Genomic DNA, 13,142 nt, shown 5'->3' with positions numbered 1-13,142 from the left:
TCCAAATTATCGGTTAATTTTCTTGGAATACTCATATCGAAATGCATCTTTCCTCATTAACCCTTGTTCCAAAATAATCGCCAACAGACTTCCGCATATTAATCCATTATTTAAAATGGCTATCACGATCGGAGATAAATTGGCCGTAGCTGATGAAGGGATAAACATTAATCCCACACCCACTAAAAGGGAAATTCCACTAACGATAAATGTTCGTTCTTCATGAATGACCTTCTTCAATTCCTTTAGCGCTAGTCCGACCATCTTCACAAAAATGACGAAGGTAACGGAATAGCCTATGGGAGCTGGAATCGCTGATATAACATTCATCATTGGCGGAAATAAGGATATTGAGATCACAAAGCAACATCCAATTAAAAATGATCTGCGCTCCTTCATCCCTGTTTGTTCAACATATCCCGCCGCTCCCGAGATAGGGACAGAACCGACCGCTCCTAAACCGCCACTAATAAGATGCGTAATTCCAGAAGTAAACCCGGCGCGCAAATAACGATGATGATCCACTTGCTTTTGTTTCATAACGGTCTCCATCAAACGGATCGATGCAACTGCATTGGTTATTAATAACAGCGTTAATAAAAATGCAGTAGTGATTGTCCCGACATCGAATTGAGGTCTGCCAAATGGGAATATTTTCGGTAGCTTAAATAGAGTATCCGCATGAGAAAACACTGGTATATTACCGCAGATAATAAATAATAGGCAGCCTATCAATATACTGAAAATTATTGAAAACTGGCTGAGTACTACAAAGCGACTTTTTCCTAACCAAAAGGTAATGCAAACCACAATCACACTAAGGATGAATACTTTAACATCTAACGTGGTGTGGGCTATGGTAATCCCCATCATCCCTTTCATAAAAGATCCACTTAATTGAAAGATCAATAAAAGTAAATAAATAAAAGTGATGGTGGGAGTAAATAGACGAGCGATTTTATCCATTAGCTTAAATGCTGAAATTAGGATAAATAACACACCGCTAATGATCATTGCCCCACTTAAAGCTTGTAAAGCACCATTGTTAGAAGAATAAAGCCCCCCCACTAAACTTGCGTAAATCGTAAAAATGCTCCACCATAACCCTGCCGGACCTTCATGGATAGGGAATTTATGACCCATCAGGCCTTGTAAAAATCCAGCTATCCCCAAAGTAATCATTGTGCTCTGGATAAGCCCGGAAGTCTCTATGGGTGTTAAGTTATATAAATCTGCGATAGCAATGGGTGCAGCAATTGCACCAGCGATCATAAAAATCATCCACTGCAATCCTGACAGTATTACCTTCATTTCTTTCTCACTCTCTTTTCTAACAACACTGCTCTTATCCATAAATCAGCCATCAATGACTGTGTTAAGGGCTATTTCGACCATTTCATAAAAAGATAGTTCACTTTCTTTATGAGTCAGGTGTTCCTGTCTTAGCAATTGACTGCCGACTGTTAAAATCGATAACGCTTTTACACCATATTTAGCGGCTAAAGTGTATAGGGCTGTACTTTCCATTTCTACTGCTAATACACCAAAATCCATAAACTTGTGAAGTCGATCTAAATTTTCACGATAAAATTCATCAGAATTATAAATGTTACCAACAAAAACATTTGCATTTTTAGCTTGTGCTTGTTGATACGCTTTCATTAACAATGAAAAATCTGCTGTAGGTGCAAAATTACAACCATGAAAGATCTTCTCCGTCATATTACTGTCTGAAGACACCGCTTGGGCTATTATAATATCGCGGATATTAATTTCACTTTGCATCGCACCACATGTACCAATGCGAATCAATTTCTTAACTTCATAATCGACGATCAATTCTGTAGCATAGATACTCATCGATGGATTTCCCATCCCTGTCCCCTGAACCGACACCGGTACACCCTTGTATAATCCAGTGTATCCATACATCCCTCTTACTTCGTTATAACAATTAGCCCCCTCTAAAAAGTGTTCTGCTACAAATTTTGCACGTAAAGGATCTCCTGGGAGCAAAACGCGCTCTGCTATTTCTCCCTTATTTGCACCTAAATGCCTACTCATAGTTCTTCCTCCAACTTTTAATAGTAAACTGAGGTTTACCGAAATCGCTTTCCACTTGCCCTCAAGTAAAATCAGTTTCGAAACTAGATTGAGCATAAGGTTTTTTAACATTACAAACTAGACCAAAAACTTACGTAGGTAACGGAAAATAATTGGTCAAATTATAAAAGCAATTCTTTACGGATATTGTCCAAATCTCTTTTAGAAGGAATCGTAGAAATAATAACAACAGGCACGGTCTTTAGTGCAACCGGGATATTACTAATGACAAGATCAATATTATTTTGCTGCATGATCTCGTCGGTTAGCCCTTTCATAATGGAGGTATTAAGGATCAACTGATCCCCTATTTCCTTCTTTATCAAATCTGCTATGTAATGACGAATTGAAAATTCCTCCCCGATCACTAAGAAAGCCCTCTTACTCTTATAACGTAAACTCGAGCGGACAATTAAGGTTAGTTTTGTTAAATGAAAATTATTGAAGAGAACGGAAGGGTAAGTTTTATTCCACGTTTGCATACAGGTTTGCATTTCTTGATAAATCTGCTGGCACTCCTGCTCTACATATGTTGTTAAATGACTTTTCGAAATCATCATCCATTCCGGAATGGCATTTTCGATTAATAACTTGTCAAAGAACCCGTAAATCTCCAAGATAAATCGTTCATGCATATCCAAGTTCGGGTATACCTTTGCCAACAACATTAGAAGCAGATTCCCCATTTGATATTCTTCTTTATCCTTGTGTAATTCGACTTCTTTCATCGGAGTGATCTCTGACCCTTCATAATAATGATATTGGCTGAGACTAACCATGGATTGCATAAAGAATATTTCACTCTTTGGAAATTCGATAGACAGCTTTTCTTCAAGACGCTCTGCTATGGCTCTCACTGGTATATAAAACATCCCCTTTTCCCAGGGGTATTCATTTTTGTCGATGGTTACACAATTTCCTTTCCCAGCTCTTTCTATTACAATTGCCAACAAAAAGGACAATTTCCTTTTGGAATTGATAAAATATACAATGTTATTCTCATTCTCTATATTTGTGATCAATTGATTTATATAAGCAAAATCGACATTCGTAAAGGGCCATCCTGTAAACTCATACGCATCACAATATAAATTCCAATAAAAATACCGAATATTCATTTCATTCCCTTTGATCACAGGTGTAGAGTAACTAATGCGTAACTTATACGCTTTTAGATCATTGTTATTTAATTCCACAATCAGCTTCTTCAAAGACGAGGTACTCATAAACATGGCTTCAGAAAGCTCCTCCACAGACATTCGACCAGCATTCGTAAACAATAAATGCATCAGCCGATAAAAAATGGTTTGTCTGAACATAGAAGAAATCACTTCACTTATCGTACTTTGCCCATCACGTAGAAGAACGATTCCCTTACCTCTAGAAACTTCAATGGTTACAGTAGAGGGTAATTGCTTACTGATTTCCTCCACCATCTTCCGTATTGTCTTATCTGAGATCCCTAAACTTTTTTCCACTTCGGCTAAGGTAAACCATCTTTGTTCCGTATCAAGCAGCGTTAATAGTTGGCTAGCTAAATTAAATCCCTTATCCATTGTTATCCACCCTATTTCAATTTCATTTTAATTTTTATAGTATAAACAAATTCACATCTATAACCATATTATTTTTCAATAAAAAAACCCGGGTTTCATTTACCCGAGTTTCACATCACTTTATATTTGTGTTTTTTCTTCAATAGGGCTAATTGCTTTCAGCTGCATCGTTATGACGGCTGCTATAACGGCTTTGATGATGTCCCCCGGAAGAAAGGCTAACGCTCCGACAAGTCCAGCCCAGATCGACGTATTGGTTATTAATGCCATGACTGGTGCACCAATCAGACTCACTAGTAATACACCAAAGATTATGTTGATCACTATCAGCTTCCAAGTTCGGACCTTCGGCCAGATTTTTTCAGAATACCAGCCGATTAGGCCGGCCGCGATAGGGAAGCTAAATATGTATCCTGCAGAAGGACCAATGAGCACTGCGATTCCGCCACGGCCACCAGTCAGTACAGGCAGTCCAATGGCTACCAGAATGATGAAAATGACTAAACTAAGGGCGCCCATCCGTTTCCCCAGAAAACCTCCAGCTAACATGACGCCAAGCGTCTGGGCAGTGATAGGAACGGGGATGAAGCCGAGGGGGATGGGTGGAATCATGCCCAGCACCGCGATAAGCGCTGCGAATAATGCAGCATAAATAAGTTCTTTTGTCTTCAAAAAATTGACCTCCATTGGATATAAATAATTGTATTCTGGTTAGTAAATACGTCCAGTAAGCTGAATTATAATGGAGATATCATTGATTGTAAACCATAATATTTTTAGAGGTTTACAATAGAGCGAAATACCAAGCTTGAGTTTTTCCAATTGTTCTATAGAATTAGAGTATTCAGTCGCAATCGTTGGATGTTAATATATTCAATGGGTTTTGGTCGGAGAGTTATACTTTTGGAGGTTAAGTTCATGACAGTAAAAGAACATATTCTTGCCTTGCTCGACAGTAATAAGGGTGAATACTTTTCCGGCGAGGAAATAGCCGTTCAGTTATCCGTGACGCGCAGTGCTGTCTGGAAAGCCATAAAATCGTTACAGACTGACGGATATTCGATACAAGCTGTAACCAATAAAGGATATTCCATGTCACCTCAAACAGATATCCTATCTGCAAGTGCAATTTCAAAATATCTGGATACCCAGGGGCAAAAGTTACGTTTAGAAGTCTTTAAGACACTATCTTCAACGAATGAAGCAGTAAAAAGTCTTGCCTCAAATGGAGAAGCTGAGGGTAAGGTGATCCTTTCCGAAGAACAGACCGCTGGACGTGGGAGAATGGGCCGAAAATTCTTTTCTCCACCAGGAACGGGTATCTATATGAGTATCCTGCTGCGTCCCAAGCTGTCAGCAGCAGATTCCGCTCTGCTGACCACTTGCGCCGCTGTTGCAGTCGCCCTTTCCATCGAGAGCGTATCCGGTAAAGAAACGCAGATTAAATGGGTGAATGATGTTTTTATGGAGGGAAAAAAGGTATGCGGGATCCTTACCGAAGCATCCGTGTCGCTGGAAAACGGCTGGCTTGATTATGCCGCTCTTGGTATTGGTATCAATGTAGCGCTACCGTCCGACGGCTTTCCTAACGACCTTACCGAGATTGCAACAACTGTAATTTCTGAAAACAGTTCTTATGGTGATCTCCGCAACCGACTGGTAGCAGAAGTACTGAACAATTTCATGGGATATTATGAGCAATTAACGGATAGATTGTTTCTTTCTGAATATAGAAAACGGTTAATTTCACTTGGTAAACCCGTAACAGTGATAAAGAATAATGAACAGCTTAAGGCAACAGCCATTGATATCGATAACGATTGCCATCTGAAAGTCAGATATGAAAATGGTGACGAGGAATATCTTTCAAATGGAGAAGTCAGCGTTAAAATTTAGCTATTGTTCTTTTTAAGATAGGCTAGCTTATAACGTTTTTCGCAAAAGAAGCCACCTAATAGGCGGCTTCTTTTGCGTATATGTTATTCATGGTAATCGTCAAATTTAAACATGGAGAAATCATTTTTCAGTGGTTTATTATTGCAAATTATTTTTTATCCAGCTAAGCAGCGACTCTTCCTTCGGAGCCCAGGCAAGTAGATTTCTTGCATGGGTGGCACGCACACGGCTGTTCGAGGCGATAGCAAAACGCGCCCAGTCTCCAAGTTCTGCTATCGCTTCGTCTGCGGGCCAGCTTATGGTCTTGCCCCCAAAGCCTAACGCCTCGCTGACAGATTTGGCGATGTCCCCATAAGATTCCTCCCCATTTTCGGCAAAAAAATACGATGCAGACGGTGCTTTTTCAAGTGCCAATACATACAGTTGTACCAAATCTTTGATGTGGACATTAGACCAGCGATTTACGCCTTTACCTACGTGAACGCCTGCCTGCAGCTCTCTCGACTTGCGAATAATTTGCGGCAATTGATCGCTTTCCGCAGGCAACGCTAGTGCATCACCATAAATCATAGATGGGACTATCACGATGCTTCTCACCCAATCCTCAATTCCAGCCTTGCGTACGAGGTTGTTTATCGCTACGCGGTTTTCCCTAATATCCATAGGTACAAATGGTGTTTCCTCGTCAAAAATTTGTTCGCTCGCCGTTTCGCCACGGGCATCATCTCCAACCACACTTGAACCCGATGTATGCAAAAATGGCTTTCCACTTCCACGTAGAGCAGCTATAAAAGTTTCAACTGCCAGCAAATGATCAGAATCGGCTGTGTGAATTACTGCGTCGCTGAGCTTAGCATATTTCGTTAGCGTATCCGTATCTTCCAACGTGCCGAGTATAGGCTCTATACCAATATCCCTTAATGCTTCCACCTTATCGGGATTGCGAACCAGACCGAAGACAGTATGCCCGGCATCAAGTAAACCTTTAGCCACCGACCCGCCGATATAGCCTGAAGCTCCTGTGATAAACACTTTCATAATAATATTTCCTCCTCATCTATGCTGTTGATGCTTGTCCATTCGACAAAGTGTGGTGCCAGTCTCAATTATTTATTAATTTTGCTGCTTCTTTATTGTAAGCTCCAAAACATAAATAAAACAAATTATGAAATAACCATTTATTCATAAATTATTTTATAAATAATACTAGCTAATCCATCTTCTTTTCTCTTAGGATAGATATGATCTCATGAATCAGAGGCAAATGCTTATTCTTTAACTGATAAGCGATATATAACTCATTTTTTACTTTTAAATGCTTAAAAACAACTTTTGATTTTCCTTCTTTTAACGAGTTTCGCAAGAGGTATGTAGGTATGACACTCAAGCCCACCCCGAGCTCAACTGCCTTCAGGATCATGTGTAAATTAGGAATGATATGAATAGGTCTAATTTCAGGACGTTTCTTAAAATGTTCTCTCCAAATTCTTCTTATTATCGGCAATTCCAAGCCATAGCTGATCCATTTCTGTTCAGAGAGCCATTGCTCTTCAAGCTTCAGAGTATCAAATCCAAGGATTTCATAATCGCTTGGAGCTACTATAACAAACTCTTCATCCATTAGTTTCAGATACTCGACACCGGGAGTTTGGAACCTTTTTGACATAATGAGAATGTCTAGCTTGTCTTCCTTCAGAAGCTCTAGCAATTGCTCGGAGGTTCCAAAATGCGAAATGGTGCAAGTATTAAAATCAGTAAGTTGTGGCAGTATTTTTTCACTAAAAAACTCATGCGCCGCTCCCAGCTTGATCACACTCAGCGTAGGCAAAGAAGCCGATTTAAAGCTCATTGTCGTATTCTCTAATGATTCTATAAGTGGAGCGAGCTGGGAATATAACTCCTTTCCCCGCTCTGTTGGGGTGATTTTTCTAGTCGACCGAATAAATAAAGTTTCTCCCACCTCCGCCTCCAAGGCGGCTAAGTGCTGACTCATGGCTGGCTGCGTCATCATGCGGGTTTTTGCGGCTTCAGAAATCGATTGATACTTATATATTGTGCAAAAGCTTCTATACCATTCAAAATCAACCATACTCTAGGCTCCACCTTTATACTGTGAAATTTATATTAGAAGATGAACTTAATATATCAACTTAAGACTCTGTATTCTACTGTGCTAAAGTATTTAAATCCGGCTGCATCTTGTTCCGCAGAACATACAGCATGATGGCACCAACAAGGAACGCAACGGCATCCGAAATGACGAGCGACCAGACCACACCATGGAAACCATTCATTCGATTGGCTATATACAACACAGGAATCAGAGTAACTCCTTGAATAATTGACATTATAAATGCAGCAGTTCCTTGCGCTGTAGCTTGGAAGATCCCGGTAAACAACGAAGTCATTCCTGTAATGAACAAGGATAAGAATGTCACATGCAGAATGTAGCTGCCCATTTCAATTAATTGCGGGTCATTCGTAAATAAGCCAATTAAGTGGTCGGAAATCAGATAGACGATAACGCCGAACACGACAGCTAAAGCTATAATCGCTTTGATCGTGAATCCGATGGTATGCTTCATGCGTAATTTATTTGCTGTAAAAGAGAAGGCAATGAGCGGCACGACACCTTCGCATAATCCCATCAGAATACACTCAGGTAATTGTAATAAACGTGATGAAATTCCGAACCCCGCTATGGCTTGATCTCCATATTCGACTAGAAAATGGTTCAATATGAGTGACATTGCACCCAAGAAGATGCTCATAATAAAGACGGGAACTCCGATTTTGAATACATTGCTCAGTATATCCTTGGTAGCTTTGAACCATTTAAAAGAGACAGTTAAGAATTGGCTTTTATAACCCAAATGGTAGGCGTAGAATGCACTCGCAACCAAGTTAGAGATGACCGTAGCAGTCGCAACGCCAATCACGTCCCAATGCAAGACGAAGATAACTAGCGCATCGAGAATAATATTCACGACAACACTTAGAATCATCCCGATCATCGATGTGATTGCTGAACCTTCCGAGCGCACGATATTCTCCAATGTGAAGCATAATACAACGAATGGTGAGCCGATAAGCATAATCGTTACATAGTCCTTTGTAAATCCGAAGGAGTCGGGCGTCGCTCCCAGACCATGAACAATTGGATCAATCAACGGGAGGCCAACAGCCATCACGATAAGACCGATAACTAAACTGCTGTAAAAAGCGAATGAAGATACATGCTTAACATCATCATATTTTTTCTCCCCTAGCAAGCGGGAGATGAATGTACCACTGCCCATGCCAATCAAATTTCCTAGCGCCATAATGATCGCGAATAACGGCAAGGTTAGTGCAAGTGCGGTTAACATAGCCGTATTGCCCAGTGTGCCAAGGAAATAGGCATTCAAGATGGAATATATGACACTCATTGACATGCCTAACATCATCGGTATACCGAAGTGAGCTACGGCTTTTGAGATGGGCGCTTTTTCAAAGTAATGGAGGTTTTCTGCATCCATGTGGGTCACCACTTTCTTCATCTATTTAGTATTCAGATTACTTAGAATTCTAACTATTTATTGAATATGAACCATGACGCAGCAACAAACAACCCCGTACCGTAACATCGACTTTACGGGGTTGGTGTGCGAAATTAACTGTTCTTCAGTTTCCAAGAAAGTACGTCATTGCGCCGCCTTTGCCGTTCATCTTTCGTTTGTGAAAGGCACGCCACTGCTACTGTTTGACGAAAAGACTTTGCTTACTTATCGTCCGGATCATGTGACTGGTCTGGTGACGAATTTCTTCCATCTCTGGAAGGCCAGCCGAATCCGCGCATATCACGATGCCCTTCCCCGCCAAAGCCAGGGAACCTTCCGCTAAAGCGTTCGTCCCTAGAATTCCCCCACATTTTTTGCATTTGTCCACGCATGGCCATTAGTTTTTCGAATTCCTCTGTACCCATACGCTCCTTTGCAGCCTCCATCCACATAGCCATTACATCACGTTCTCCGTCCGTTCCAAGCTCTTCTTCTAAAGCCATAATTACGCGGGTTAAGTAATCCCCGAAAGCAACCTGCTCTTCTGAAGATAGGCTAGAAAATATGTTGACGCTGTCTATCTCTTGCCCCTCTTCCTCTTGTCCTTTTTGGGTTAAGTAAATCAACATGATGCGTTTGTCTGTTTCTGATGGCTTACGGGTGATATATTCGGCTTTTTCCAATTTTGCAAGCAATTCATTGAGGGATGATACACGGATGTCCAGCATATAGGATAAATCTTTGGTGCTGATACCATCTTTCATCCGGAGAAATGCCAGTATCCTGCCTTGCCCGCGGGATGTGTCGGCCATAGGGCCAACGGCAGCGTGTGTTTTTAAGTGTTGGCGTTGCAGCAGCCATTGCAGTTTCGCGAGTTTTTCGTATAATTCAGTATTCATGTCCATATTGGATCCTCCATAAAGTTTGTATGGTACCTGTTAATCTTTGTGACGGTACCTGTTGATTTTTATTATAACGGTACCTGTTAGATATGTCAAAATGTTTTTTACAGGTACCGTTAGTATGTTGTTGATTGTTACCGCAACAATGTAGCGGGCAAAATTACTTACATCCTTATTACATTTTTTATCATATACTTACTGTAAGTTCGCTTGCACGATATTATAATTGGTGTTTATGACAGTAACACTTATTCGGGTTTATTTTAAAAAATATCTGGAGGTGATTTGATTGAAATTACTACAGCTCAGTTTAGCTGTTACTTTAGCGAGTACCCTATTATTTGGTCCTTCGTATCCATCTTTTGCAGCGTCTACTACAATAAACTCCCCTGTTCTATTGCAAATCAATGAGTACAATATTCTCTACACTTATCCAAAGCAACCTTATATTGATAGCAAACAAAGATTAATTGTTCCCCTTCGTGCAGTAAGTGAACTACTAGGAGCTTCAGTGTCGTATAATGCCGAATTAAAACAAGCAATAATTGAAAAGAATGGTAAGAAAATTATTTTAACAGAGAATTCGAATAAGATAATAGTAGATGGTGTAGTGAAAACAATGGATACTGTTCCAGTAGTATACAAACAATCTTTTATGTTACCTATTCGTGTACTGTTGGATAATATGAATTTAAGGGGAACTCACGATAGCCAAACGGGTATTTTGCACTTGGAAGATGAAGCGATCAACGGATTTAATATTGTAAAGTCTATTAAGGAATCGGACATTCCTCCTGATAGAATTGCTAATCAGAATGGAATTTTACCAACCACTTTTGATTTGACGCTGAGTGAACTAATTGAAAATAAGCTTCAGCAGGGAAATATCAATTTAAGCGCAAAAAATATTAGTGGAATTTCTATACCTAAAGGTAAAGAAGATCTACATGTTATTGTTATATTTAATAATACCTTTCAAATGGAAGCTGATCTTAACCCAACAACAGAACAACTACGTCCTCGTCCAGCCCTCATAAAAGATCAAGTATTTCAGCAGAAAACGGAGTTTACAGCAGGCAATTATGGCGACTATTTAAAATATATACTAGTAGTGGGCAGGATTCTAAAATAAGTAAATACAATTCACGAAACGCAAAACGAGCCTAAAAGTGATTTTAGAGGCTCGCTTTTGTCTTATTTTACAAGGAGGGGTATTAATATATGAAACACCCTATTCTAAGTAAAAAATCGCTCATTCTAATAATTTTTTTGATATTCCTTATAGGAATATACTTTTTATTCTTCGGATTACCATGGAAGTCCATAACTCATAAAAAACAATTCGAAGTCTATTTAGAAGATAAGTATCAAATTGACTTCAAGTTAAAAAAGATGGACTATGATTTTATGCACAGAACATACCTTACTTATGCATATCCCGTGAGTGACCCAACTTTAGTTTTTTTTGTAGGTCAAGATATTGAAAACAAAGAAATTCATGATCTTTATCTATATGAACTAGAAAAACGTATGTTCAAATAGGTTACTAGAATAACCGTTGAGCTTTGATCAGTTTTCTTTTTTTATATCTTCAAGCAAACCTTCAAACCATTGAATATTTACTATATGGTGGGAAAGTGAATTTTCTAACATTTTTTTAAAATAAGCAGTGATATTTTCATCGTTCTCAAGAGATAGCTGTATTAAAGACATCTTATTTTTAGTTTGTTCGATTTGTATTTCTATTAATTTAGTTAGCTCTTCTTTTTTATATTCATCTGAAAATAACATTGCTACATAAAAAGATAGGTTTATATAGTCTGTCTTAGACCCATATTTGAACATCAACTTTTCAAACTCTTTTTCCCCTAATTCCGTGATGTTATAATTATGTGTCTCTCTGGTGCTGTCTCTTTGGTCAACTTTTACAATATACTTTTTCTCTACTAATTGCCCAAGATTATAATAAAAGGACCCTTTGGTGAAATTCACTATATATTTATAGTGTTTTTCTTCCATTAAGGATAACAATTCATAACCGTGAGCCCCTGGATTTTGTTTTAATAATCCTAAAATTAGTAATATTATCAACTCAACGCCTCCGTCAAAATGCTACTAGCTTTAATCATTGTTGATTTGTATAAACTTGGCTTGAAATTCGTCAAATGATATTTTTCCTAAAGCAAAATCCATACTCAATATATACATTTTTTCCGCTTTAGTGTGTGTTCTTGCATTATGGAGACTTAACAACTCCTGTTCATTAATTAGCGGCTCAAGTACATGTTGCTTATTAATAAAAGCTTCAAAATATCGCAACCCAAATTTTCTTTGAGATATTGCATCGATATGAATACCATCCGGATTAGAAGTTAAACCTGAAGCTGTAACAAAGTAACAATCATCTTGTTCAAAAGCAAATTTTTGTAACTCTTGATTCATCAACTCGTATTCAGTGCAATGTTTTCCAAATCCTTCTTTGCCTAAAAAATCCCCTAAGCCACCAATTATAAATGGAATATTTGGAGCATCTAGCTCTTTTCTAAGGGCCGTAACCATTAAAAGTAATTTCTGATAATAGACTTTGTAGCTGCCATTACTACTATCACTTTCTCCTTGATGCCATAAAATCCCCGTTAATTCACTATTTTGCATAGCAAATTTAGTTTCTTGCAATGCATGTTTAAAAAGTGCCCCATCTACAGCCCATTCATCAATGGTGCTCCCACCCTCAGCACAAGGAATTAAGCCAATGATGTCTTCTTCATTTTCACGACACCATGCATCCGTAAATGATCCTGCCAGACTTATTCCAGAAACAGGACGGTCATAATTAATAGGTTCAGCCATCATTTGCCATCTGCCATTACGTAGCATTTGGATTCTCTCGTTATAAATTGGGGGTACTTCATGTATAAATCCTCGTCCAGCCATATTTGACTGTCCAATCATTAGAAATGATTTGATCATTATTCTCATCCTCTCTTCAATAGTCTAATTAGACTGTTTATATTATTAGTCTAATTAGACTATTTGTCAACAAATACGCTTTTATTCTCTCCCTCTTTATGAAATCAAAAAAAGCTGATCTTCAAAAAGATCAACCTTTGTATGAAGTATTAACATCTCAGAAGTGAGGTAATACC

The 13,142-nt window shown here is 38.8% G+C and carries 12 protein-coding genes; 2 read left to right on the top strand and 10 right to left on the bottom strand.

Going from position 1 to position 13,142, the window contains the following annotated elements:
• Positions 1-6: 6 nt before the first annotated feature.
• From ACQKMP_RS25050 to ACQKMP_RS25035, 4 genes are all read right to left on the bottom strand, one after another.
• Positions 7-1,353, bottom strand: coding sequence for a purine/pyrimidine permease (locus ACQKMP_RS25050; protein WP_427471617.1), 1,347 nt, complete (start codon positions 1,351-1,353; stop codon positions 7-9).
• A 3-nt stretch (positions 1,354-1,356) separates the two neighbouring features.
• Positions 1,357-2,064, bottom strand: a complete 708-nt coding sequence (deoD, locus tag ACQKMP_RS25045) for a purine-nucleoside phosphorylase (RefSeq protein WP_339241075.1) — start codon at positions 2,062-2,064, stop codon at positions 1,357-1,359.
• Positions 2,065-2,225: 161 nt separating this feature from the next.
• Entirely contained in the window at positions 2,226-3,659 is a 1,434-nt protein-coding gene (locus tag ACQKMP_RS25040) for a helix-turn-helix domain-containing protein (RefSeq protein WP_339241072.1), read from the bottom strand.
• A 120-nt stretch (positions 3,660-3,779) separates the two neighbouring features.
• Entirely contained in the window at positions 3,780-4,331 is a 552-nt protein-coding gene (locus tag ACQKMP_RS25035) for a biotin transporter BioY (protein ID WP_339241069.1), read from the bottom strand.
• Between the two features lie 246 nt (positions 4,332-4,577).
• On the opposite strand from ACQKMP_RS25035, the gene ACQKMP_RS25030 reads away from it, so the two are divergent.
• The gene (locus tag ACQKMP_RS25030; protein WP_339241066.1) at positions 4,578-5,555 is read left to right on the top strand and encodes a biotin--[acetyl-CoA-carboxylase] ligase; all 978 of its coding nucleotides are present in this window, start codon (positions 4,578-4,580) and stop codon (positions 5,553-5,555) included.
• Positions 5,556-5,693: 138 nt separating this feature from the next.
• On the opposite strand, the gene ACQKMP_RS25025 is transcribed toward ACQKMP_RS25030, so the two are convergent.
• The 4 genes from ACQKMP_RS25025 to ACQKMP_RS25010 form a co-directional block, all read right to left on the bottom strand.
• Positions 5,694-6,593: an NAD-dependent epimerase/dehydratase family protein gene (locus ACQKMP_RS25025; RefSeq protein ID WP_339241063.1), complete on the bottom strand. Its 900-nt coding sequence runs from the start codon at positions 6,591-6,593 to the stop codon at positions 5,694-5,696.
• Between the two features lie 172 nt (positions 6,594-6,765).
• The gene (locus ACQKMP_RS25020) at positions 6,766-7,644 is read right to left on the bottom strand and encodes a LysR family transcriptional regulator (RefSeq protein ID WP_427471613.1); all 879 of its coding nucleotides are present in this window, start codon (positions 7,642-7,644) and stop codon (positions 6,766-6,768) included.
• A gap of 76 nt (positions 7,645-7,720) precedes the next feature.
• Positions 7,721-9,073: an MATE family efflux transporter gene (locus ACQKMP_RS25015; RefSeq protein ID WP_339241057.1), complete on the bottom strand. Its 1,353-nt coding sequence runs from the start codon at positions 9,071-9,073 to the stop codon at positions 7,721-7,723.
• A 242-nt stretch (positions 9,074-9,315) separates the two neighbouring features.
• The gene (locus tag ACQKMP_RS25010) at positions 9,316-9,999 is read right to left on the bottom strand and encodes a MarR family winged helix-turn-helix transcriptional regulator (protein ID WP_081382919.1); all 684 of its coding nucleotides are present in this window, start codon (positions 9,997-9,999) and stop codon (positions 9,316-9,318) included.
• Between the two features lie 286 nt (positions 10,000-10,285).
• Here ACQKMP_RS25010 and ACQKMP_RS25005 point away from each other — a divergent pair, with 286 nt between their 5' ends.
• Complete coding sequence (locus ACQKMP_RS25005; protein ID WP_042188395.1) at positions 10,286-11,128, top strand: copper amine oxidase N-terminal domain-containing protein; 843 nt, start codon at positions 10,286-10,288, stop codon at positions 11,126-11,128.
• Positions 11,129-11,565: 437 nt separating this feature from the next.
• Here ACQKMP_RS25005 and ACQKMP_RS25000 read toward each other — a convergent pair whose 3' ends face one another.
• Positions 11,566-12,087, bottom strand: coding sequence for a PadR family transcriptional regulator (locus ACQKMP_RS25000; protein WP_427471610.1), 522 nt, complete (start codon positions 12,085-12,087; stop codon positions 11,566-11,568).
• 30 nt (positions 12,088-12,117) lie between these two features.
• On the bottom strand, positions 12,118-12,966 hold the full coding sequence (locus ACQKMP_RS24995; protein WP_339241051.1) for a sialate O-acetylesterase: 849 nt from the start codon (positions 12,964-12,966) through the stop codon (positions 12,118-12,120).
• Between the last annotated feature and the right edge of the window lie 176 nt (positions 12,967-13,142).

Origin of the sequence: Paenibacillus sp. NPDC101420 (assembly GCF_050277435.1) — a bacterium.
GTDB lineage: Bacteria > Bacillota > Bacilli > Paenibacillales > Paenibacillaceae > Paenibacillus_AQ.
Note: the sequence above shows the minus strand (reverse complement) of the source record. Positions and strands in the feature narration are given on the sequence as shown.